Here is a 23,941-nt window from a genome sequence, read left to right as displayed (position 1 = left end):
CTTCTATGTTAGAGCTGCTGTTTCTGTTGCTGCCCGTTGCTGCCGCATATGGTTGGTACATGGGGCGCAGAAGTGCTCAGCAGGATAAACAGCAGGATGCGAACCGCCTGTCGCGTGAATACGTGGCGGGGGTTAACTTCTTGCTGTCTAACCAACAGGATAAAGCGGTCGATCTGTTCCTCGATATGTTGAAAGAGGACAGTAACACCGTTGAAGCCCACCTCACGCTCGGTAACCTGTTCCGCTCGCGTGGCGAAGTCGATCGCGCTATCCGCATTCACCAATCATTGATGGAAAGCTCCGCGTTGACCTTTGAGCAGCGCTTGTTAGCGATCCAGCAATTAGGCCGTGACTACATGGCCGCTGGGTTATATGACCGTGCGGAAGACATGTTTAGCCAACTGACCGCGGAGGCAGATTTCCGCCTCCCGGCGTTGCAGCAATTACTGGTGATCCACCAAGCGACCAGTGACTGGCAAAAAGCCATCGAAGTGGCGGAGAAACTGGTCAAGTTAGGCAAAGACAAACAGCGTATTGAGATTGCCCATTTTTATTGCGAATTAGCGTTGCAGGCGATGGGGAGTGACGATCTTGATAAGGCGACTAGCCTGTTGAAACGCGCGGCTTCGGCAGATAAGCAGTGCGCACGTGTATCGATCATGTTTGGCCGTATCTACATGGCGCAGGGAGAGTTTGGTAAAGCCATTGACGTGCTGAAACCGGTGTTGGTGCAAGATAAAGAGTTAGTCAGTGAAACACTGCCGATGCTGCATGAATGCTATCAACATTTGCCAAATCAATTGGGTGAGTGGGCGGATTTCCTCAAACGCTGTGTTGAAGAAAATACCGGTGCGACCGCTGAGCTGATGTTGGCGGAAGTTATCGAAGAGCAGGAAGGGCGTGATGTTGCGCAGATCTACATTAATCGCCAACTGCAACGTCACCCAACCATGCGCGTGTTCTACCGGTTAATGGATTACCATTTGGCCGAAGCGGAAGATGGTCGAGCTAAAGAAAGTTTAGTGTTGTTACGCGACATGGTCGGTGAACAAATCCGTACTAAACCGCGCTATCGCTGCCACAAATGCGGTTTTACCGCACATTCCCTCTATTGGCATTGTCCATCGTGCCGCGCTTGGGCCTCGGTTAAACCGATTCGTGGCTTAGACGGTCAATAGTTTAGATGGTCAATAACCTGGACGGTCAATAATATTCCTATCGCTGTAGCTGACGAGCGGTGTTGATGCTTTCAATCAACGCCGCCCGATTGCTGCGGGGTGAATTGAGATCCAATATCTGCTGCCAAAGAGCGATAGCTCTGGCGTAATCCCGTTGGCTAAAGGCATCACTGGCTAAAATCATTAATGCTGCGACTTCATTTTTATCCCGCACCAAGGCGTTATCGAGCAGTTCTTGCACTTTCGGCGTCATCTGCTGACCGGCTTGGTAATAGAGCACCGTAGCCTGTGCTGCCAGTAATTCCGCACTCTCGCCGTTGTATTTTATCGCCTGCTGATAGGCGACAAAGGCTTCGGCATAGGCATCTTGATACAGATAGTATTCGCCTAATTCCGCCCACAGTTGCCCATTTTGCGGTGACGATCGCAAGCGTTGTTGCAGGCTCAGTAACTGCGAGTTCCCTTCGCTGATTGCAGGGGAGTTTTGTCGTTGCCATTCTTGCTGTACCGCTTGCCAGCGCCCACTACTGGCGTAAATGATCACCGTGGCTAACAGAACGAAAATCAACCCAACCGCCTGATAATTAAATTTTGTTGGCGGTGGTTCAATGTGGTGCTGATGAACTGTTGTTGGTTGGGGCGTTTGCCGTTGAGAAAAAATAACGAATCCCAACATCACGACAACCAACAATGGCGCGCTCCATAGCAGAACGGTGCGCCAGTTAAAGGGCGGATCGTAACGCACGAAATCGCCATAGCGTTGCGTCATGGCGTTGATGATTTCTTGTTGGCTCTTGCCTTGTTCGACCAGCGAAAAGACCTGTTGACGCATGGTGACGGCGACCGGGGCGTTGGATTCCAATAGATTTTGGTTTTGGCATTGTGGGCAGCGTAATTGTCCGGCAACGTTGAGTGCTAATTCTTGTTGTTCAGTATTAGCAAACGTCCAAGTATCAACGATCTGGGCATTTGCCCAAGGGGAAACCAATAACCAAAGGCACAAATAGGCGAATTTAAACATGTCGTTGCCCCCAGCGACGGCAACTGAATAACGCTCCGGTGATCATCAGTACACCGCCCATCCAAATCCAGCGTAATCCAGTCTGAACGGTAAAGCGCATGGCGTAACGCTGCTGACCATTTTTTTCACCCATCACCACGTACCAATCGTGGCTCCAGTCCCAATGAATGCCGGGCTCACTCATTAATTGATTACGAGCTGTATAGATACGACGTTCGGGATAGAGCTGCGTTATGAGCTGGCCGTGGCGCGATACATCAATCGTGGCTTGCTCCGCGCTGTAGTTGTCTTTGGCGAATAGCGTCAATTGCGTAAATTGAAACTGATAACCGGCTAAGGTGACTTGTTCACCTTGGCTTAAATTCAGGCTGATTTCACTGCGTTGAGTCGCAGAAAAAACAATCCCCAAGGCGCTGAGTAAAACGCCAATATGTGCCAAATGCATCGGGAAGGTTTGTTTTAACGGTTTGCTGCGACTGAACCAAAATACGCAGAACACCACGATCAACATCAAAATGCCGAATGGCAGTAAAACGGTGTTGAAGTAAGGTGCACCGACGGAAAGACGTCCCCAACCCAGCAATTGATACAGCATTGGGTAAAGTGTTCCCAACACCACCACCAACGTGACGGCGCTAAACAGGAACAGAGTAACCAGAACCCAACGGTTGCCGGTGTTACTGCTAATTTGATTGCCACGTAGAGCGTAAACTAACAACGCCAACAGGCTGAGAAGACAAAACAGACTGAGCAGGGGAACCGCACGCAACTCATCAAGTGCAAAAGCATGTACCGAGAGAATCAATCCTGAACGTACCAGTAGCGTACCCAGCAAACTCAGAATAAAACTGGAGATCGCTAACAGCAGCGACCAATGACGAAAACTACTTTGTGCCGCGCTTGCCCGTAGACTGTGCAATAGGGCGCAGCTGGTTAACCAAGGGAGCAACGACGCATTTTCTACCGGGTCCCAGAACCACCATCCGCCCCAGCCAAGTTCTTGATAAGCCCACCACGATCCTAGAATAATTCCTGCAGTTAGCCACCCCCAAGCTGGAACCGCCCAATTGCGGCAGCGTATAGCGGTTTGTGGGTCGAAGGTCTGGGTCAGTAATGCGGCTAACATGAGTGACATTGTCACTGATAATCCGGCGTAACCTAAATACAGCAACGGCGGATGAAAAATCAGCCCGAGGTGTTGCAGCATTGGGTTGAGATCGCGACCTTCAATCGCTGCCGGGAACAAACGAATAAATGGATTGGAATAGAAGATGATGAACGCTAACAAGGTGGCGCTGATCACAGCCATGATGCCCAAAGCAGCTAATGTCTGCCGAGCGTGGCGTTGTTGACTGCGTAGTGCGAACCCACCCGCGTAGAGTACTAATGCCAATAGCCAGAGAAGGAAAGAACCTTCATGCCCGCCCCAAACCGCAGCAATTTTTAATCCAATCGGTAATTGGCGGTAAGAGTGTTGGGCCACATACAGCACGGTAAAGTCATCGCCAATGAAACAGGCGACTAATGTCAAAAAAGCGAGTAATACCAGCCCGCTAAGCGCGAGGCTCCAATAGCGACCATGGGATAACAGAGAAGGTTGTCGGGAGCGACAACCTTGCCAAGCTAAGACAGCCAATATTACGGCGACACAGAGTGCCAGCACTAAGGCGCTATATCCTAATTCAGGCCAAAGTAGTGCTAGCACCGAGTGTCCTCCAAACCGTTGTAATTATTAGGCAACGGTTAATTGCCCCGCGTACAGGATGAAAAAGCGCAAGAACAATACACCTAGCAGGCTACATCCAGCGGAGAACAACAGCATTCTACGGCGTTGCCAACCCAGACTGCGAGTCAACAACGGAATGACAAATCCCAGACCTATCACGCCGAGCCAGAACCATTGAGTCCAAAAACCGCCACCTAGTGCAGCCACTAAAGCGCGTTGTTTACCATCATCCCCCAACCACATACCGATAAAGAATGCGGCTAACAGGAAGATTTCAGAACCCATCACCAATGATTCCAAGCGATGGATGAAGTGCGATTCATGGTGATGAGTGGAAGACGCGTACCATAGTTGCACCAAAGTGATTAACGCTGCCGCCGAGGACAAACCGGAGAACAGGAACAGTGCCGGTAAAATCGGGTTATTCAGCAGCGGATATGATTGCAATGCTGAAAGCAGGAAACCGGTATAAGCGCCGAGCAAAATGGCCAGAATCAGCATCAGCCATTCCAATACGCCATAGACGCGTTGTAAAACGGCCATTAAACGTGGGAACCAACTACTGACGCCTGGCAACCAACGTTGCTGTAATCGCAGCAGATCGGTTTGGAACAGCAGCGCCAACCACAGGATCAACACCGTCATGTAGACCTGGAACAACATCACCCCCATCGACATCACGGAGGAGAAATTGTAGTGGAACATCAACTTCCAGAATGTCCACGGACGAGCCAAATGGAGGATCAGGATCAGCAGACCGAATGCCACGGCCAGCGGAGCCACCCATAATGTGGTGCGTAGGGTGGTACTTTCTGTTAGCGCGGTAGTTGGATGGAAACGCCGTAGCAAAATGCTCAACGTAACCAAACCTGCAGAAATGCCAATCAGGAACAGATAAATGGCGATCGGCCAATCCCAAACCAGCGTAGGGAAATGGAAGGGCGAGGTGGTCATTTCGCAATCTCCCCATATTGAGATGGAATTCGATAAACCTTCGGACGAGTGCCCAAGGCCACCTTGGCACGATAAGTGGGTTTCTGTTGCAACATGCGTGCGACGTCACTGTTTGGATCGTCCAAATCACCGAATACCAATGCCTTGGTCGGGCAGGACTCCACGCAGGCCGGTTGCTTACCTTGCTTCAGGTTGGTTTTGCGGCAGAAATCGCATTTATCCGCCGTTTTGCTGACGGGATGGATAAATCGCACCTGATACGGGCAAGCGGCGATGCAGTATTGGCAGCCAACGCAGAGATCGGGATTGACGTCGACGATGCCATTAGCCGCATCGTGGAACGACGCCCCCGTTGGGCACACATCGACGCAAGGTGCCTTATCACAATGCTGGCACGAATGGCGATAAAAACGGTAATGCACATCGGGGAATTCACCCATCGGTTCGCTGCGCAGAATGGTTAACCGTGAAACGCCTTCAGGCACCTTGTTAACTTCACGGCAAGCGTCCATACAGGCGGTACAGCCGATGCAGCGCGATTCATCGTGGATCATCCCCAGCCGTACACCATTAATCTGCATGGTGCGAGCGAGGGTTCTCCCCGTAGTACCAGAAACCGCGATCAGCGCGCCAATGCCAGTAATAAACAGGCGACGGGAGCAACTCATGGTAACTCCTTACCCAACTTGACGGCGGCAGGGTTAAACGCCGGGTTGTCCTGCTGTTGGCGATGACAATCGACGCACAGTTTTATTCGCCCTTTATCATTCAGCGCCTTCATGGTGTTGGTGGCTGGATGGAGTTGATGACAACTGGCGCAGCTCACCTTGGCGATATGAACATCGTGCGGCCAAAACGCCTGTTGCAGTTTTTCCGGCAGATGGCAGGAAAGGCAAACACCGTTCTGTTGTTCAACGCTGAACATCGGTTGGTTAAAGCGCATCACATCCTTTACCCCTTCACGGTGGTTATAGGATGGTGTGCCGTGGCAGTTGGTGCAGGTTAACGGCAACTGGGTGTTTGGGTTAATGGCCCCATGATGTTTGCCATTCATGCCCTGTTGCTGTGGTTTGTGGCAATCAATACAAGCGCTGTCTGGGCTGCGCTGCTGGCTGACCGGGTTTTGCGGTTGGGTGGCAGAGGTGCTGGCCGCTGCACTACCTATTACCGCACAACAGGCAAATATCCCAGCCATGAAAAGCGAACGTAATACGCTCATAGTCACTCCATGTATGCCCCCGCAGGGGTGTTGGGGTTATTTATCCAGTAGACCGACTTTGCGAGCTTGATCGTCCCATTCAGGAACCATGGTTTTTAGGAAATCTTGTTTTTCTGCGGTGAGCTTGCCCATATCCAGTCCAGTCGCCAACTGAGCCTTAGCCTTGCTGGAGATATCCGGGATAGCGATTTCGTTGGTAATACCTTTGGTCGCCAGCAGGCGGATCAGCTTGGTTCTGGCATCGGCGGCTTTATTCAGCGCAGTACCCAGCACACGTAAACCGACGTCTGGTGCGTGCATGTGAATACCGTGCGACGCGATGGCGTAATCCCAGCGCCATTGCGCATGACGGATGTCTTGCAGGATAGGTTGCATCTGTTCAGCGGTCGCGCCAGCATCCCAAGCGGCTTTAGCTTCAAAGTGGGCGTGAACCAGTTGGTCTTCCACTTTCAGTTTCAACTCGTTGATGTCAGTTTTGCGTTTAGCGACCACGGCTTGCAACGCCGCTTTATCTTGGGTGTGGCAGGTGGTGCAGGTCTGAGCAAAGTTATCGAAAGGATTGCCGATTTTATGGTTGGTATAGAGTTTACCTTCGGCGTTTTGCACTTTCGGCATATGGCAATCGATACAGGTCACGTTGTTTTTGCCGTGAATACCTTCGCGCCAAGTTTCATATTCTGGGTGTTGGGCTTTCAGCATCGGTGTTTTGGAAATGCTGTTGGTCCAATCGGAGAAGCCAATATTGTCGTAATACTCTTCCATTGCATCGACGCTGGTGCCCTTATCCCAAGGGAATTTCACCGCTTTGTTTTTGCCATCAAAGTAGTATTCAACGTGACATTGGCCGCAGACCATCGATTGCTGGTCGAAACGTCCTGCGTGATCGAAAGGCTTGTCGATCGCGCTCATCGCTCGAGCGGCATAAGGGCGGGACAGTGCTAACGCCGGTTTACCTTTGGCGAAGTCATCGGAAGCGGTGTTGTGGCAATCGGCGCATCCCAGTGGGTTGACGATTTCCGGGCCACCTTTGGCCCATTTACCGGCGAAATAGCCATCTTCACCTTGTTGCACGATCATGCGTGCGACGTCTGGGCTTTTACAGCTCCAACAGGCCATCGGAAGCGGCCCATCCTGCGCATCTTTCGGTGCGCCAGTGCGTAAGGTTTCGCGCACGTCAGTCAGCGCGTAGTAATGTCCGCGAGGCTTGTTGTAGTCCTTGGCGAATGGATAGCCTGCCCACAGAATCACTAAACGAGGATCTTCCGCCAGTGCGTCTGTTCGTTCGGCTTGATCGCGGGTGGCGAGCCATGAGGCATATTGATCGGGATATTGTTTGGCAAAACGTTGGTTATGCGTATTGACCACTTGCGGAGTAGGTTCTGCCAGAGCGTTTCCTGACAGTGCGGATAAACAGGAAAAAACTAACGACATCATTGCTAAAATTAATGTGTTTGACCTAGTCATAAGACTGTACCCGAGGTTATTTTGCCCAAATAGACAACATCTTTTAATTTGCAGAATTAAGTGATGAACACTCATCCCGTTGTTATTGGGCGATAAATAACAAAAGCCACACAATAAATATTGTTTTTGATCAAAGGCTGTACGAATGACGCAGGGCAAGCGTTATTTTTGCGAAACAGTACGCAAAAATATCGGGTTATAAAGGAATTAAAATTAGAAATGAGTAAATAGGAAAAATGAATAAATACCACTTTATAGGTATTGTTATACCTTGGGATTTATTTCACCTAGCAATAACTAGGTGAAATAATATTAGCGGAAACGTTATTTTTTCTTACCGGTTCTTCCGCCAGTTTTTAACAGCTGACGCAACTTTTTCAATTCTTTTTGGCTAAGTGGTTCTTCGGTAGTTTCTTCTGTGCTCTGATTATCGATTTCGCTGTGAAGTGGCACCGGTTTTTTCGCGGTTTTCCCCTTACTGACGGGAGCTTCAAAGCTGGCTACCAAACGTTGGCAAACTTCTGCACTCATCGATTGTTGGTTTTCTTCGGCAATGGCCTTGATCTGTTCTTTGAGTTCCAGAGGAATTTTAATAGTTAGGGTCGATATCTCGCTCATTTTGCTGCCTTTCTGCGGGAGTGTGACTTCAAGCTAAGCCAGCAAGGTTAAACTGTCTAGTGTGTAATGAAAATTTAATATAAATGTAACAAAAATGTTCTTACCTCAAGGGGGAGCGCTATCCGCTTGTCTGTGACTGGGATTTCCGTTGGTTGGCATGTAGAATGCGGCGGTCAGTTTTTTATTCACGTCCATTTTATAGAAGGTAGAAGAAATGAAGTCTGAAAATAAAATTAATAACAATGACTTAAAATCATCTCCAATCATCGTTGCGCTGGATTACGCCGATAAAAATGCGGCGTTGGCATTCACCGACCGTATCGATCCGCAAGATTGCCGCTTAAAAGTGGGCAAAGAAATGTTCACCTTGTTTGGGCCACAGTTAGTGCGCGATCTGCACAACCGGGGCTTTGAGGTGTTTTTGGATCTGAAATTCCACGATATTCCGAACACCACCGCTCATGCGGTGGCTGCAGCAGCAGAATTGGGCGTGTGGATGGTTAACGTCCATGCCAGCGGCGGGGCGCGTATGATGACCGCAGCCAAAGAGGCCTTGCAGCCTTACGGTGCCGATGCGCCGTTATTGATTGCCGTCACGGTGTTGACCAGTATGGAGGCCGAAGATTTACGCGCTATTGGTATCGACATCAGCCCGGCTGAACATGCCGAGCGTTTGGCGCGATTGACCCGCGATTGTGGATTAGATGGAGTGGTGTGTTCTGCCCATGAGGCCGAACGTTTGAAAGCGGCCTGTGGGCAGCGGTTCCAACTGGTGACGCCAGGGATTCGTCCAGAAGGCAGCGCCGCAGGCGATCAACGTCGCATCATGACGCCAGTACAGGCGCAAACTGCCGGTGTGGATTATATGGTGATTGGGCGTCCGATCACCCAATCTGCCGATCCGGCTGCCACGCTGCGTGCGATCCGTGCTTCACTGCTAGCAGGGGTTTGATATGCAAGATGATAACAGCCGTTTAGTTTATTCCACCGACAGTGGGCGCATCAAACAGGAAGAGATCAAACCTGAACGCGCCAAAGGTGATGGTATTGTCCGCATCCAACGCCAAACCAGTGGCCGCAAAGGCAAGGGTGTTTGCTTGATCACCGGAGTCGATCTGGATGACGCCGCATTGGATAAATTAGCCGCAGAATTAAAGAAAAAATGTGGTTGTGGTGGTGCAGTTAAAGATGGCGTAATTGAAATTCAAGGTGATAAACGCGAACTGTTAAAACAATTGTTAGAAGCTAAAGGGATGAAGGTGAAATTAGCGGGCGGTTGAGCAGATTGCCATGCCGCGGTATATGCGGCATGGCTGATTAGTTTGTCACTGGGTAAAACGGATAAAGCAAAAACTACAGACTAAATTAACATCGACCTGAAATTTTATTTTTTATCGTTGTTATATATCAGAAATTATTTACCAACCTGATTCCCGATAATCCCGCCAATAGCGGCACCACCCAGCGTACCCAAGGTACCACCGTCGGTCAGTACTGCACCACCCACCGCACCGACACCCGCGCCAATGGCGGTGTTACGGTCACGTTTGGACATGTTAGAACAGGCGCTCAGCGACACAACCAGAGTAATAGCCAACGCAGCCGTCGCGAAACGTTTATTGATAATCATCATGATATTTTCTCCTCAACATTAGCCATATGGAAGTACCTATAAGTATAGGTGCTAGCTATGGGTTGACTCCCACACGGTATTAAAATAAAAAACGCTAACAACCAAAAAATTAAAAATCCCAGCGAGTTTGTTCGCTGGGAGTGAGTATATATATTTAGAAATTTTGGGGTAGGTAAATAATCTTAAATTGGGGCTGTGTCCTGCTTGGCTTGCTTTATGAGGCCGAAACAGGCTTAAAACATTTTATTTGCTGTCATGAAGACAGTCGCTCACTTAAAAACTCGATGAATTTTTGCGTTTTAGCGGGTAGCAGCCGTGTTTCTGTCAGGGCATAGACGGGCTGTGGGGGACCTCGCCACGCAGGAAGAACCTGTAGTAGTTTACCGTCAGCCAATTCATCGGCAACGATCTCTTCTGGTGTCAGCACAATGCCTTGGCCCAGCGCCGCCAATCGCTTGAGCATTCCCACACTGTTGAGCGTGTATCGTCCACCAACCGCAACAGTTTGACTATTTTTCTCATTATACAATGTCCAGGTATTGGTTTTCTGGATACCAAGGCATTGATGGTGTTCCAAATCTGAGGGAACGATAGGCTGACCTGAGCGTTCAAGATAGTCAGGCGATGCATAAAGGCGAGGTGTCAGTTCAGCCAATTTACGCGCTATCAGTTGTGAGTCTTTTGACTCTCCCATGCGAACCGCGACATCGGTCAGATCACTGACAAGATCTACCCGGCGCGGTGATAAATCGAACTCGAAAGTAATACCGGGGTAGAGATCGGCAAATTCAGCAATTAAGGGCGCCAGATAAATTATGGCGAAATCTACTGGAAACGACGCGCGCAAAACACCACTTGGCTGAGCAAGAATCTCGCCCAATTGCTCATGGGCAAGATGGGCTTCATCCACGATACGGCTACAGCGCTCGAAATAAAGTCTACCAGCTTCGGTCAGTTCGATTTTACGTGTGGTGCGATGGAGTAGCCGTAGCTTTATCGATCCTTCCAATTCACTGATGCGTCGTGACAACGTAGAGCTCGGAACCCCGGTTATTTCCGCCGCCCGGCGAAACCCTTTGGCTTTCACCACTTCAACGAATAACGCCATATCGTTGAGATAATTTTTCATGTTATTTGTGCCAATAATGGAACAATGAAATCCATATTACCCACTTTATCCCTTTATTGAAACAGATGATAATTTGCTGAAGATAGGCGAGAGGAATCATCAGGTTTCCTTTTCACACTTATTATGAGGAATTCAGAATGAACAAACTGTTTGAACCGCTGACATTAGGTCGCTATACCCTATCAAACCGACTGGTGATGGCACCGATGACTCGCTCACGTGCCAACATTGACGGTACTCCCGGTGAGCTTGCTGCTCTATATTATTCACAACGCGCCAGCATGGGTCTGATTATCGCCGAAGGAACCCAACCTTCAGATGACGGACAAGGCTATTTGAGCACCCCCGGTATTTATACTGACGCGCATGTTGCTGGTTGGAAATCCGTGACCGCCGCCGTCCATGAAAAAGGAAGCCGTTTCTTTATTCAACTCATGCATGCGGGGCGAATGTCTCACCCCGACAACACACCACATCATCGCTTAGGCGTTGCCCCTTCGGCTATTGCACCGGGTTCACAAATGTTTACTGCGACAGGAATGCAGGATATTCCCGTACCGCGAGCTCTAACAACCGAAGAGGTTTATCAGACCATAGACGATTTTCGCTACGCTGCTCGCCGTGCGATTGAAGCGGGGGCCGATGGCGTCGAGATACACGGCGCGAATGCCTACTTAATTCACCAGTTTATTGCGGCGAGTGCCAATACACGTACGGATGAATTCGGAGGCTCGATCCAAAATCGTGCACGCTTCGCTATTGCAGTCGCTCAAGCGATTGCCGAAGAGATTGGCGCCGATCGCACCGGATTGCGTTTATCTCCTGGCATGAATCTGTGGGGGATTGATGAAGGCCCAGAAAGTGCGGAACTGTATCGTTACCTAGTTTCCGAGCTTAATAAGCTGGGGTTGGCCTATCTGCATATTATGCATCAAGGGGATGAAGCCTTACTGGCGGACATTCGCCAACTTTGGCAAGGGACACTGATACTGAACCGCCCGAGTCGCCCGCGTGAACAGATTGGTGCTGATGTAGTATCAGGATTGGCTGATCTTGAGGCATACGGCGCCATGGTGCTGGCGAACCCGGATTTTGTGGAGCGTCTTCAGACTAATGCACCCATGAATGATGCGCATCGAGAAGGTTTCTTTGGGGGGACGGATAAATTCTATACTGATTACCCCTACCTGAACTTATCACTGAACCTCTAAGACGGCAGTCATCCTTGCGTCGTGGTGAAGACGGCATAACGCTTCTGTTATGCCCGTTTCATAAGGCGGCTTACTCGTTAACTAAGTCTAACTGGATGCCCTGACGTTTCAGCTGGTGTTGATATTCCAGCGAAATACGTGAGTCGGTGATCACTCGCTTGATTTGGCTGAGAGGTTCCAGTGGGTTGGGTTGGATTTGTCCAAACTTGGAAGAGTCGGTGAGGATGATGTTTTCCACCCCTTTTGATAGCACCGCGTTGACCACATCAGCGCGCATCATATCGCGGCCGGTGAAGCCAGTTTCCGCATGGAAACCATCTACCCCGATGAAGGCTTTGCTGAAATGCACTTGTTGGATGCACATCCGCGTCAATGGGCCGACTACGGTTTCACTTTTCTTCTGGTACATGCCGCCAAGTACAATTACATCGCAGTCGGTTTCTTTCAGCAGATTAGCGATGTAATGACTAACCGTGATTAACGTGATGCGTTTGCGTTCAGCCAAGTAACGCGCCAGCAGGGCGTTGGCACTGCCACTTTCGATGAAAATGGTGTCACCGTCGTTAACCAGCGAAGCGGCGTACTGCGCTAATTTTTGCTTGAGCGTGAAGTTAGACATCATGCGAGCATCAACGTCGTCACTTTCCATCGCTACCGCTGAGCCATGTATCCGCTTGAGGTAACTGCGTTTCTCCAGCAGATTGAGATCTTGCCGGATGGTGACTTCTGAAACGCCAGAAGCGCGAGCCAGCTCGCTGACGCTGATGCGTCGACGATCATTCACTAACTGCAATATGGTTTGTTGTCTTGGATTCATATCGGCCTGATGAGCAGCCCCGAAACGCGGAGCTGCAATTATTCATTGGTTAAATAGTATGTTCTGTTCGCGCAATAATATCATCCTGAGCGTCTGGGGATAATGCGGTAAAGAAAGCAGAATATCCAGCCACACGCACCACTAAATCACGGTATTGGTCAGGATGTTGTTTCGCGGCCAATAGCGTTTCACGGGAAACAATGTTGTATTGCACGTGCCAGCCGTGATACGCCTCGAAGAAGGTGCGCAGCATCAGCATCAATTTTTCCCGATCGCGTGGGTTTTCCAACGTCGAAGGATTCAGCTTCTGATTGAGTAGCACACCGCCGAGGATCGATTCGGTGGGCAGTTTGCTGAGTGAATTAAACACCGCCGTTGGCCCTAAATGATCAGTACCGGAAGCCGGGCTAGCACCTTCTGCCAATGGGGTATGCGCTTTACGACCATCAGGCGTTGCCATCGTCGCTGCACCAAACGGCACGTTGGCGGAGATAGAAGAGGTGCCTGCGTAATAAGTCCCACCAATGGGGCCACGACCGAAGCGGGTATTGTGATATTGCTTCAATTCATCAATGTAAGTTTGATAGGCGCGAACCAACAGTTGGTCAACTTCATCGACGTCGTTACCGTATTTCGGTGCGGAGTTGATCAAACGCTGGCGCAGTTGTTCGCCACTCAGGCCATCAAAGTCATCAGCCAGTGCTGCTGCCAGTTGTTGCTGACCGATAAGACCTTGTTCAAACACCAGTTTGCGTACCGCTGCCAAGCTATTACCGAGGTTGGCGATCCCCACTTGTAAACCGGAAACCCAATCGTATTTTGCACCGCCTTGCTTGATGCTTTTGCCGCGCTCGATGCAATCATCCACCAGTGCAGAACAGACGATATCGTGGGCATTTTCTTCCAATACCGTATCGACAACGCATTCGATCTCGATCGATTTACGTGTGTAGTAACGGATTTGGCTGTCCCAGGATCCCATCACCTGATCAAAGTGACTGAAATTACCCTGCGATAACGCCAGCTCTTGCGGTAAGAACACTTTACCGGAAGTTGCATCACGGCCTTGTTCTAGCGCCGCCAACATCACACGGGCGAAGTTGATAAAACTCATGCCGGTGCAACGATAACCCCATTTTCCCCCCACGGCGGTTTCAATACAGCCGATAGCGGCGTAATCGTAGGCATCCTGCGGTTCCACGCCGAGTTTGATAAATTCTGGAATCACTATCTCATCGTTGTTAAATGCGGGCATACCGAAGCCGCAACGGATGACTTGTACGCAAGCATCGAGGAAATCGTTACTGATACCAGCGTGATAACGCACGCTGAGGTTCGGTTGGGTTGAACGCAGGCGGCCGCAGGATTCGAGAATCACGTAGGACAGGGGATTCTCTGCATCGCAGGGTTTTCCGTCGACCAGTTTTTGCCCGCCGATGGTGACGTTCTGGTACAGCGGGCTCCCTGCTGAAGCTTTGGAGTGTGAGCCGGAGCGGATCTTGTTCACTTCCAGCAGCTTCAGCCAGCAGCTATGCAGCATTTCGATGGCTTTTTCACGTGGCAGACTTTGTTCTAGCTCTACATCGCGGCGATACCAAGGATACAGATATTGGTCGAGGCGACCGAAGGACACCGAGTGGCCGTTGGATTCGATCTGCAACATCAGTTGAATGAAATAGCAGAGTTGCAACGCTTGCCAGAAGGTTTGTGGTGGCTGGTGGGCGATCAATTCGCAGTTGACGGCCATGGTCTGCAACTCTTCACGACGCCAAGCACGGGTTTCGCTCTGTGCCATTTCACGTGCTAACTGGGCGAAACGTAAAATGTGCTCGCTTAACGCCGCCAGCGAGATATCAATCGCTTTCAGGAACTGCTCTTTGTGCAACTCTTCCCAATCGGTGAGTTGCAGACGGCAACGGCGTTCATCGACTTTGCTGCGTAGGCCATCCAGCCCTAACTCCAATAACAGCGGGAAGTTAACCGCCAAATGCGCATCGCCGGAGGTCATATTGCCTTCCGCTTTGATGATACCGGTTGCTAGCAGGGCTTTTTGCTCGTCGGTGAACATACCGTAGCAGCGATCTTGTACTGTTTGGCCGCGCCACCAAGGGCAGATGCTATGCAGAATAGCTTTATTCTCTTCGCTGACGGAGAAGCCCGCACCGGGGCGATCAGCCAGTTCGTCGATCTCACTTTCAATCCAACCGACGGTATATTCTGGGAAAATAGGCGCCGCACGCAGTTCGCTGGCTTGGTTGCCAATAATCAGTTCATCGTTTTTGATCCACACCGTGCGTTTCGCCAGATGATTAGCCAACGCTAAAGCGCGACGTACCGGCAGTGGTTTGTCCTGATGTTGCTGATAAACCTCGGTGTAATGCTGAGCACGTTCGGTACAGACGGGTGGTTTGACGATATGGATCAGCGCGTTTTTATGCGCTTTGGTGCGTTCGGTCAGGGTAGTCAGATCCAGCGTTGTCATGATGTTATCCTCGCAAAATGGCGGTCAGACCTTTAGCGCTGGCGTAATCTTCGGCATAGGCCAGCAATTCTGGGTCATCTAATGGGTGTTGTGCAGCGAAATAGGGTGCGCCGAGCAACTGATATTTGTTGATACCCAGCGTGTGGTAAGGCAAAAAGTGAATTTCTTTCACGCCAACTTCATCGGCGGCGAAATCGGTAATGGCGCGGATCGAATCGCGATCGGCGTTGAACTCAGGGATCAGCGGCACACGAATGGTTACCTCGGTACCGTAGGTGGCTAAGCGACGGAAGTTATCCATCACCCGTTTGGCTGAACCGTCGGTCCACTGTTTGAAGCGGACTTCATCAACATGTTTTAAATCTGCCAGCATCAGATCCAACCACGGCAATGAAGGTTCGATATAAGACCAAGGTGTATGCAGGCAGGACTCAACAGCGGTATGAATCCCCGCTTGTTTACCGCGCTGCAACAGGGCTGCCGCAGTTTCTGGCTGCATAAACGGTTCGCCACCCGAAAGCGTTAAACCCCCACCAGTACGTTGATAGAAAGGTTGATCGCGCATCACTTCGGCCATAATCGCGTCGAGATCAACTGCGCTACCGCACACGCTCAGTGCTCCGGTTGGGCAACAGTCGGTTAATGCGTCATAATCGTTGGCAGTGAGTAATTGACGTTGGATGATTAACGTTTCATCGACGTGTTGGAGAGCCTGCGGGCAGCGGTTGCTACACAGCTCACAACCCGCCAAACACAAACGCGAATCGAACAACAGATCCTGTTGGCGCGCGCGGCTTTCCGGGTTCTGACACCAGCGGCAGCCGAGAGAGCAGCCTTTCAAAAAGACTACGCTGCGGATGCCGGGGCCGTCATGAGTGGAATAGCGCTGCAGGTTAAAAATCATACATACTCGTCGCGTTAACTTTCTTTCGTAAATTAAATGACTTTCGAATGAAAGTTAATTTGATGTTGGTCAAGAATGATGCAGTTTGATCTCGTATTATGTTCAGAGTTTGATTCAGTCCACATCTAACAGATTCAGGAGTTCATCATGGAGCTTTATCTCGATACCGCTGATGTCATCGCTGTAAAACGTCTGGCGCGCGTGCTGCCATTGCATGGCGTGACCACCAACCCCAGCATTGTGGCGAAAGAAGGCAAGCCTATTTGGGAAGTTCTGCCAGCGCTGCGTGATGCTTTGGGTGGCACGGGTAAGTTGTTCGCTCAGGTGATGGCTAACGATGCCGAGCGCATGGTGGCAGAGGCCGTGATGCTGCACCAACGCGTGCCAGGGTTAATTGTGAAGGTTCCAACCACCGCCGAGGGTTTGGCGGCGATGAAAAAGCTAAAACAGATGTCGATCCCAACCTTGGGCACTGCGGTATATGGGGCGACTCAAGGGTTGTTAGCGGCGTTGTCTGGAGCGGAATATGTCGCGCCTTATATCAACCGGGTCGATGCCCAGGGCGGTGATGGCATTGAAATGGTGCACGAACTGCAACAACTGCTGACGCTACACGCACCCCATGCCAAAGTGTTGGCCGCTAGTTTCAAAACCCCACGCCAAGTATTGGAATGTTTGCTGGCTGGTTGTCAGTCGGTGACGCTGCCGGTTGATGTGGCTGAACAGATGCTAACCACGCCAGCAGTGCAAGCGGCGGTAGAAAAATTTGAGCAAGATTGGCAGGGAGCTTTCGGCACTAATGTGTTGAATTGATAACCACTGTTTAACCATTTCCCCAAGGCGGCCTCTGGTCGCCTTTTTTATTATACTGGATAAATGTGGTTAAAAAATGAACTGTGGTCTACGCTAATTTGTGATCATCATCACTGTATGTTGGGGGAAGTCACATGTCGTCAAATAAGCGTATAGTCATTACCGGTGGCAGTCGAGGATTGGGTAAAGTATTTGCGCAACACCTGTTGCAGCAAGGTCATCAACTGATATTGACGGGACGTGATGCGGCAATGCTTGAGCAGGCCCGTAGCGAACTTGGCGGTGAAGTAGAGGCGTATAGCTTCGATGTTACCAACCATATTGCTGTCAGGCAGGCTTTCCATGAAATCGGTGCAGTTGATGTGCTGATCAATAATGCGGGAGTATTAGGGCCGGTTGACTATTTCCATAAGGGACAACCTGATGAATGGTTAACCGCATTGGATATCCATCTAAAAGGTACGGTGCACTGTACTCATGCCGTATTACCGAAAATGGTCGAGCGTAAGCAAGGGATTGTGATCAATGTGTCCAGCAATGCTGGCGTGTTCCGTTGGCCGTGCTGTTCATCTTATTCGGTGGCCAAAGCGGCAATTATTAAACTGACCGAAAATCTGGCGATGGAAACACGCAAGAAAGGGGTTGCCCACTTTGCCTGGCATCCTGGCCTAGTACATTCAGTCGGGTTAGCGGTGGATACCGGACGTCAGACTCACGAACCGGGCACACCGATAGATGGGCTGATGAAGTGGGTGGCGGAGGAGCACCAAAAGGGGAACACCGTGAGTGCAGAACAGAGCGCTAAATCATTGGAACGGTTGGTCAGTGGCGAATTGAATGCACTGAGCGGTCGTTACTTGACGGTGTATGACGATTTTGATCATTTGTTGCTTTCGCAAAAACAGATCCAACACGACGATGCGTTGATGTTACGCATCAAATCACCCGTGGTATAAACAAGCGCAGACACAGCTGAAACTCACATCAATCGATTATTCATTCAGTCGGTTGATGTGTTCATTACGATACTCGTCGTAAACAAAATTCGGTGAAATTGGAAGTCCGAAATGAGACTCATTTTTCATTGTGACATGGGAGTGCGCTATACAAAATGCGCCCAATCTATGTGTCATTTTTTGTTATGTGAGAGATGTAATGAAGGCAAGGTCCTATAGCCTGTTTGGCGCAATGTCGATGAGCCTACTATTAGCGGGATGCGCATCAAAAGTCGTGGAGCCCGATCAGTATTCCGGTTTTCTGCCGCAATACAGCGAATTAACCGAAACCACCTCTGCCAGTGGGCATAAAACCCTACGTTGGGTCGATCCTAATTTCAAATTGGGTCATTACTGTGGCGTAATTTATACCCCGATTATTTATTTCCCTGAAGCCAAGCCTAATGCGCGAGTCAGTCAGGCTGCATTGGATAAAATTCGTCTTTATGCCGATTCGCGGATAAAAGCAGCTCTGGGTAAACGGGTGCATTTGGTCGAACAAGGTGCTTGTCCGAACCCACTGATATTCAAAGCAGCGATTACGGCGGTGAATGCGCAAGACAAAGATGTGCAGTTCTACGAAGTGGTTCCGTTTGCTGCGGTGGTGGCGGGTTCATTCGCGTTGGCAGGACATCGCACTCAGCATACCCAACTGTATGTGGAAGGGCAGTTAATTGATAAGAAGAGCGGGAAAACGGTATTGGAAGTGGTGCGCAAAGGCAAAGGTCAGGATGTCAGTAACAGTTATAAACCTATCACCGCAGCAGAAGTGAAAAGTGCGTTGGATGATATGACACAAGACATTGCTGCGTTTCCAGTTATCAATTAACGGTTGTTTGCTGGATTTCTATTCAGAATAATCTCGGTATACTGAGCGATAATGGACGATCCTCAGTAAAGAGAAAATATGGCATTAACCATCAAGGTGTTACTAGAAAATCATCGTGCTGCCAGTGCAGAGAAATCGCTACTGGCAAAGGCTGGATTAAGTTTGTTAGTTCAGGATGAAACGACCTCGATTTTGTTCGATGCCGGCCCTGACGGCAGTTTCCTGCATAATGCGCAATTGATGGGCATCGACCTATCCCAGATAACCGCGACAGTCCTCTCGCATGGTCACTATGACCACTGCGGTGGCGTACCTTGGTTACCGGACAACAGCCGCATTATCTGCCATCCACAAATCGCTGATGAACGTCACTCGGCAGTCACGCTGCTTGGCTATAGCAAGAAAGTAAAAAAACTGTCCCTAAACATCGACTACTCACGCCACAAAATGGAATACAGCCGTGTGCCAGTGGACATCAGCGAGCGTTTTATCTGGTCGGGGGAAATCTCCGTGGCTAAACCGAAGGCATATGGCGTTATTAGCGGTAAAACAGAAACTTTGGATTATGTTATCGACGAGGGCGTGTTGATTTATAAATCTGACCGCGGGCTGGTGATTATTACCGGTTGTGGGCATAGCGGATTAATTAATATCGTGCGCCACTGTCAAAGAATCACTGGGATCAACAAAATCCATGCCCTGATCGGGGGCTTCCATTTGCGCAGTGCTTCACCGAGAGTGCTATGGCAGGTGAGGCAGTTCTTGAACCAACAAAAACCAGAGAAAATAATGGGCTGCCATTGCACCGGAGCATGGGGGCGGTTGTGGTTACCGGAAGTGATAGCCCCGGCGACAGGAGACACGTTTGTTCTTAGTTCTTGAAACAATGCGGGCGCTAATGCGCCCGCGGTGTTTTTAGCATGGACACTTGCCCACTTTTCCTCCCTCACTGGGGAAGCGGGCTTCCAAACAGTAGCGATGGAATTCACGTTCGGTCATCGGCGTTTTATCCGGATGATGCAAACGCATATGGTTCACATAATTACCGTAGTCATGCACCCCGACCATCAATCGGAAACTTTGCGCACAACGTCGAGCAATCAGCCTCACCCATTGCCAGCGGGTTCGTGGCTTGGCTTCCCGCTGTTGCAACGGCAGGCAGCGCAAAATACGCGGTGAGCCTTGCGGTTGGTGTTGATAAACCAGTTTAGACACGGCTAGTTTCCTCACGCAGAACAATTTCAGTTTCATTCGTCGTTGGCTTATTCGAATTCAATGCACGACGAATAACGAAGAACGCCGAAATCAACATAGTGATAGCGACCAGCATAAAGAACGCACAGAGCGCGGCGTTAATTTGGTTGCTGAATACGATGGTTTCCATATCTTTCAGCGATTTGGCTGGAGCGATAAGGATGCCTTGTTCGATACCGGTTGAGAATTTTTTCGCCTGAGCCAAGAAGCCGATACTCGGTTTCTCATGGAAGATCTTCTGCCAACCGGCGGTCATCGACGTAATAAACAGCCAAACGGTCGGCAGGATCGTCACCCAAGCGTAGCGCTGTTTCTTCATTTTGAACAACACCACGGTACCGAGGATTAGTGCCATTGACGCCAGCATCTGGTTACCGATACCGAACAGCGGCCATAGGGTGTTGATCCCACCGAGTGGGTCGACCACCCCTTGGTAAACGAAGAAGCCCCAACCCGCGACCGCCACAGTGGTCCCTGCCAGATTACCAAACCAAGAGCGGTTGTTTGCCAAACGAGGGATCACCACGCCGACCAGATCCTGCACCATAAAGCGGCAGGCGCGGGTACCGGCATCGACGGCGGTCAGGATGAACAGGGCTTCAAACAGAATGGCGAAGTGATACCAGAACGCCATCATTGCACGGCTGTTAAACACCTCAGTAATGATATGTGCCATCCCGACGGCGAAGGTCGGTGCACCACCCGCACGGGACAGAATCGAGTTCTCGCCGACGTCTTTAGCGATCATCGCCAGCGTTTCCGGCGTCACGATAAAGCCCCAGGTATTGATGACCTGCGCGGCACTTTGTACTGTTTCACCAATTAACGCTTTGGGTGAGTTCATGGCGAAGTACACGCCCGGATCTAACACCGAAGCACAAATCAGCGCCATGATGGCAACGAACGATTCCATCAACATTGCACCGTAGCCGATAAAGCGAATATGGCTTTCACGCTCAATCAGTTTTGGCGTCGTACCGCTGGAAACCAATGCGTGGAAGCCGGAGATCGCGCCACAGGCAATGGTGATAAACAGGAACGGGAACATCGCCCCGGAGAATACCGGACCACTACCATCAATAAAGCGAGATACCGCAGGCATCTTCATTTCTGGCATAGCGAAGACGATACCAATCGCCAGCCCGACGATAACGCCGATTTTTAGGAAGGTAGAGAGATAGTCACGTGGAGCCAGCAGTAACCAAACCGGCAGCACCGAAGCGATGAAACCGTAGACAACCAGCACCCAGGTCAGGGTGGTGCCGTGCAAGGTAAAGAACGGACCCCAATACGGGTGTTGTGCGACGTTACCGCCATAGATAATCGCCAACATCATCAGCACGAAACCGATCACGGAAACTTCAGCGATTTTACCGGGGCGGATAAAGCGCATATAAACGCCCATCAGCAGAGCGATGGGAATGGTGGCCGCAATGGTGAATAGCCCCCACGGACTGTCTGCCAAGGCTTTCACCACCACTAACGCCAAGGCTGACAGAATGATAATCATCACCCCCAGCGCGCCAAGCATGGTGATCACCCCGGCGAAAGCGCCCAACTCCTGCTTAGCCATCTCGCCCAGCGAACGTCCGTCGCGACGGGTAGAGATGAACAGGATCAGGAAGTCCTGCACCGCACCGGCCATCATCACACCGACCAAGATCCAGATAGTGCCCGGCAGGAAGCCCATTTGTGCCGCCAAAATAGGGCCGACTAACGGCCCCGCACCAGCGATGGCAGCAAAGTGGTGACCAAATAGCACCCATTTATTGGTGGGCACATAGTCCAGCCCATCATTGCGACGTTCTGCCGGTGTCAGGCGGCGATCGTCCAATTCAAAAATATTTTTAGCAATAAATAGGCTGTAGAAACGATAGGCGATGCTATAGCAGGCGACGGAAGCCACAACGAGCCAGACTGCATTGACATGTTCGCCACGGCTGAGTGCCAGCATGGCAAAAGCAAATGCACCGACTACTGCGACCGCCAGCCAGATAACCCCGGACTTGACGTTTTTCATGATCAGAAACTCCTTGGAGTGCAGAGGTAGGGAACTATGTTGTTATTAAGTTGTAACTACTGGTTAAAAATAGGAGTTTTGGCCGCGAAGAGAAGCTGATCGGATGAGAAATGTGATGCTGGTAGAGTTTTGAAGAAAAACAACATGATGAATCAGGAAAAGTGCAAGGAAAACGTTCGTCGAACAAGGCTCGATTTCACGCTGATTACTTTTTTCTGAGTGATAACTCGCATTTATACCCAAAATAATTGGAGTTGCATCAAGGCGGCAAGTGAGCAAATCCCGATGAGCTTACGCCAGTAAGTGATTCGGGTGCGTGAACGTAGCCAACACAGATGCAGCTTCAAGTATGACGGGTATATAGCGAAATTTTCATTCGAGATACTTATTGTCATCTTGTAACTACTGCCTAAATAAAATTATCTGTGATATATCTTTCAATTCGTGAGATATCCACACATTCACGAAGGGAATGGTTAATTAATAAAATGGATGAAATTATGATAAATGAAATTATTAATGGTTTCTCGTCGCAACTTACTGCTATCCGACATGATATTCACCAGCATCCGGAGTTAGGTTTTAAAGAATTCCGTACCAGTGATTTAGTTGCCGATTATCTCAAGTCTTGGGGTTATGAAGTTCATCGGGGGTTGGCGGGAACTGGGGTAATAGGAACCTTGAAGGTCGGTGATGGTAATAAACGCATCGGTATTCGTGCCGATATGGATGCGTTACCTATCAAAGAAAATAATGGTAAACCTTGGTCTAGCACTATCGAAAACCAGATGCATGCTTGTGGTCACGACGGTCATACCACCATGTTATTGGGAGCCGCACGCTACCTAGCGCAAACACGTAATTTCAACGGTACACTAAACCTGATTTTCCAACCGGCTGAAGAAATGTTGAACGGTGGTGCGGTGATGGTTGAACAGGGGCTGTTCGAGCAATTCCCCTGTGATGCGATTTTCGCCATGCACAATATGCCGGGGATGCCGGTTGGGGAGTTCTTCTTCCAACATGGCGCATTTATGGCGTCAATGGATCAGTTCACGATTACCGTGCATGGGCGTGGTGGTCACGGTGCTATGCCACACTTGGCGATCGATCCGGTGCTGGTGTCTTCCCACATTACCGTCGCATTGCAAAGTATTATTTCCCGAAATATTGATGCGCTGGATTCTGCGGTGATTACCGTCGGCAGCATCCAAGCAGGGCAAGCACCCAATGTGATCCCAGATAGTGCCGAAATGAAACTCAGCGTGCGCTCTCTGAGCCGTGCGGCGCGTGAAATTTTGTTGAAACGTATTCCTGAACTGGCGAAGGCTCAAGCGGAAAGCTTTGGTGCCACGGCGACAGTTGAACACGTCAATGGCACGCCAGTACTGGTTAACGACGAGGTCATGACCCGTTTTGCCCACGATGTGGCGGTCACGCAGTTTGGCGAAAGTAAAAGCCACTATGGCACCAAACCATTGATGGGCAGTGAGGACTTTGCCTTTATGCTCGATGCACATCCGCAAGGCTGTTATCTGATCATCGGCAACGGTGATGGTGAGGGAAGTTGCATGGTGCATAACCCAGGTTATGACTTTAACGATCAGTGTTTGGTCGCGGGAAGCCATTATTGGGGAGCGTTGGTGGAAGCCTATTTAAAATAGGACGATGGTT

At 50.1% G+C, this 23,941-nt stretch carries 21 protein-coding genes and 2 pseudogenes; 9 read left to right on the top strand and 14 right to left on the bottom strand.

Annotated features, from left to right (window positions below):
* Nucleotides 1-5: 5 nt before the first annotated feature.
* Nucleotides 6-1,178: a lipopolysaccharide assembly protein LapB gene (gene lapB / locus AC3ISQ_RS11585; protein WP_489346604.1), complete on the top strand. Its 1,173-nt coding sequence runs from the start codon at nt 6-8 to the stop codon at nt 1,176-1,178.
* 37 nt (nt 1,179-1,215) lie between these two features.
* On the opposite strand, the pseudogene AC3ISQ_RS11580 reads toward lapB, so the two are convergent.
* The 7 genes and pseudogenes from AC3ISQ_RS11580 to AC3ISQ_RS11550 all read right to left on the bottom strand — a co-directional run.
* Nucleotides 1,216-1,578 (bottom strand): annotated as a pseudogene (locus AC3ISQ_RS11580) (TPR domain-containing protein); the annotation flags it as partial.
* A gap of 216 nt (nt 1,579-1,794) precedes the next feature.
* A pseudogene (gene nrfF, locus AC3ISQ_RS11575) lies at nt 1,795-3,904 on the bottom strand (heme lyase NrfEFG subunit NrfF); the annotation flags it as partial.
* A gap of 27 nt (nt 3,905-3,931) precedes the next feature.
* Complete coding sequence (gene nrfD, locus AC3ISQ_RS11570; protein ID WP_489346603.1) at nt 3,932-4,879, bottom strand: cytochrome c nitrite reductase subunit NrfD; 948 nt, start codon at nt 4,877-4,879, stop codon at nt 3,932-3,934.
* The gene (gene nrfC / locus AC3ISQ_RS11565; protein WP_489346601.1) at nt 4,876-5,547 is read right to left on the bottom strand and encodes a cytochrome c nitrite reductase Fe-S protein; all 672 of its coding nucleotides are present in this window, start codon (nt 5,545-5,547) and stop codon (nt 4,876-4,878) included. Before nrfC ends, nrfD begins: the two co-directional genes overlap by 4 nt.
* Nucleotides 5,544-6,098, bottom strand: a complete 555-nt coding sequence (gene nrfB, locus AC3ISQ_RS11560; RefSeq protein WP_489346599.1) for a cytochrome c nitrite reductase pentaheme subunit — start codon at nt 6,096-6,098, stop codon at nt 5,544-5,546. Before nrfB ends, nrfC begins: the two co-directional genes overlap by 4 nt.
* Before the next feature lie 36 nt (nt 6,099-6,134).
* A complete protein-coding gene (gene nrfA, locus AC3ISQ_RS11555) occupies nt 6,135-7,562 on the bottom strand; it encodes an ammonia-forming nitrite reductase cytochrome c552 subunit (protein ID WP_489346597.1) in 1,428 nt (475 codons plus the stop codon).
* 324 nt (nt 7,563-7,886) lie between these two features.
* Nucleotides 7,887-8,180, bottom strand: coding sequence for an Arc family DNA-binding protein (locus tag AC3ISQ_RS11550; protein WP_489346595.1), 294 nt, complete (start codon nt 8,178-8,180; stop codon nt 7,887-7,889).
* Nucleotides 8,181-8,394: 214 nt separating this feature from the next.
* On the opposite strand from AC3ISQ_RS11550, the gene pyrF reads away from it, so the two are divergent.
* Nucleotides 8,395-9,132 (top strand): orotidine-5'-phosphate decarboxylase, encoded by a 738-nt coding sequence (gene pyrF / locus AC3ISQ_RS11545; RefSeq protein ID WP_489346593.1) that lies wholly within the window; start codon nt 8,395-8,397, stop codon nt 9,130-9,132.
* A gap of 1 nt (nt 9,133) precedes the next feature.
* Nucleotides 9,134-9,460 (top strand): stress response translation initiation inhibitor YciH, encoded by a 327-nt coding sequence (gene yciH / locus AC3ISQ_RS11540; protein WP_489346591.1) that lies wholly within the window; start codon nt 9,134-9,136, stop codon nt 9,458-9,460.
* A 134-nt stretch (nt 9,461-9,594) separates the two neighbouring features.
* On the opposite strand, the gene osmB is transcribed toward yciH, so the two are convergent.
* On the bottom strand, nt 9,595-9,813 hold the full coding sequence (gene osmB, locus AC3ISQ_RS11535) for an osmotically-inducible lipoprotein OsmB (protein ID WP_489346589.1): 219 nt from the start codon (nt 9,811-9,813) through the stop codon (nt 9,595-9,597).
* A 253-nt stretch (nt 9,814-10,066) separates the two neighbouring features.
* A complete protein-coding gene (locus AC3ISQ_RS11530; protein WP_489346587.1) occupies nt 10,067-10,942 on the bottom strand; it encodes a LysR family transcriptional regulator in 876 nt (291 codons plus the stop codon).
* Between the two features lie 137 nt (nt 10,943-11,079).
* On the opposite strand from AC3ISQ_RS11530, the gene AC3ISQ_RS11525 reads away from it, so the two are divergent.
* Nucleotides 11,080-12,153: an alkene reductase gene (locus AC3ISQ_RS11525; protein ID WP_489346586.1), complete on the top strand. Its 1,074-nt coding sequence runs from the start codon at nt 11,080-11,082 to the stop codon at nt 12,151-12,153.
* Nucleotides 12,154-12,223: 70 nt separating this feature from the next.
* On the opposite strand, the gene AC3ISQ_RS11520 is transcribed toward AC3ISQ_RS11525, so the two are convergent.
* The 3 genes from AC3ISQ_RS11520 to AC3ISQ_RS11510 are packed head-to-tail and all read right to left on the bottom strand — an operon-like array spanning nt 12,224 to nt 16,356.
* Nucleotides 12,224-12,970 (bottom strand): DeoR family transcriptional regulator, encoded by a 747-nt coding sequence (locus tag AC3ISQ_RS11520; protein WP_489346584.1) that lies wholly within the window; start codon nt 12,968-12,970, stop codon nt 12,224-12,226.
* Between the two features lie 49 nt (nt 12,971-13,019).
* Entirely contained in the window at nt 13,020-15,452 is a 2,433-nt protein-coding gene (locus tag AC3ISQ_RS11515) for a formate C-acetyltransferase/glycerol dehydratase family glycyl radical enzyme (RefSeq protein WP_489346582.1), read from the bottom strand.
* Between the two features lie 4 nt (nt 15,453-15,456).
* Nucleotides 15,457-16,356 (bottom strand): glycyl-radical enzyme activating protein, encoded by a 900-nt coding sequence (locus AC3ISQ_RS11510; RefSeq protein ID WP_489346580.1) that lies wholly within the window; start codon nt 16,354-16,356, stop codon nt 15,457-15,459.
* Nucleotides 16,357-16,503: 147 nt separating this feature from the next.
* Between AC3ISQ_RS11510 and fsa the strand changes: the two genes are divergently transcribed.
* The 4 genes from fsa to AC3ISQ_RS11490 all read left to right on the top strand — a co-directional run bounded on the left by fsa (nt 16,504) and on the right by AC3ISQ_RS11490 (nt 19,875).
* Nucleotides 16,504-17,169 carry a fructose-6-phosphate aldolase gene (gene fsa, locus AC3ISQ_RS11505; protein WP_489346578.1) on the top strand — a complete coding sequence of 222 codons (666 nt, stop codon included), beginning with the start codon at nt 16,504-16,506 and terminating at the stop codon, nt 17,167-17,169.
* Between the two features lie 134 nt (nt 17,170-17,303).
* On the top strand, nt 17,304-18,125 hold the full coding sequence (locus AC3ISQ_RS11500; RefSeq protein WP_489346576.1) for an SDR family oxidoreductase: 822 nt from the start codon (nt 17,304-17,306) through the stop codon (nt 18,123-18,125).
* Between the two features lie 199 nt (nt 18,126-18,324).
* Nucleotides 18,325-18,993: a DUF3313 domain-containing protein gene (locus AC3ISQ_RS11495; RefSeq protein WP_489346574.1), complete on the top strand. Its 669-nt coding sequence runs from the start codon at nt 18,325-18,327 to the stop codon at nt 18,991-18,993.
* A 78-nt stretch (nt 18,994-19,071) separates the two neighbouring features.
* Nucleotides 19,072-19,875, top strand: a complete 804-nt coding sequence (locus AC3ISQ_RS11490) for an MBL fold metallo-hydrolase (RefSeq protein WP_489346572.1) — start codon at nt 19,072-19,074, stop codon at nt 19,873-19,875.
* Nucleotides 19,876-19,908: 33 nt separating this feature from the next.
* Here the strand turns inward: AC3ISQ_RS11490 and AC3ISQ_RS11485 are convergent, their stop codons facing one another.
* Both AC3ISQ_RS11485 and AC3ISQ_RS11480 read right to left on the bottom strand, forming a co-directional pair.
* Nucleotides 19,909-20,208, bottom strand: a complete 300-nt coding sequence (locus AC3ISQ_RS11485) for a YbdD/YjiX family protein (protein ID WP_489346570.1) — start codon at nt 20,206-20,208, stop codon at nt 19,909-19,911.
* Entirely contained in the window at nt 20,201-22,267 is a 2,067-nt protein-coding gene (locus AC3ISQ_RS11480) for a carbon starvation CstA family protein (protein WP_489346568.1), read from the bottom strand. Before AC3ISQ_RS11480 ends, AC3ISQ_RS11485 begins: the two co-directional genes overlap by 8 nt.
* 500 nt (nt 22,268-22,767) lie before the next feature.
* Between AC3ISQ_RS11480 and AC3ISQ_RS11475 the strand changes: the two genes are divergently transcribed.
* The gene (locus AC3ISQ_RS11475; protein WP_489346566.1) at nt 22,768-23,931 is read left to right on the top strand and encodes a M20 aminoacylase family protein; all 1,164 of its coding nucleotides are present in this window, start codon (nt 22,768-22,770) and stop codon (nt 23,929-23,931) included.
* The last annotated feature ends 10 nt before the right edge of the window (nt 23,932-23,941 follow it).

The sequence above is a fragment of the Serratia sp. KH_031 genome, assembly GCF_057839655.1.
The sequence above is the reverse complement of the archived record's forward strand: the minus strand, read 5'-3'. Positions and strand labels throughout refer to the sequence as shown.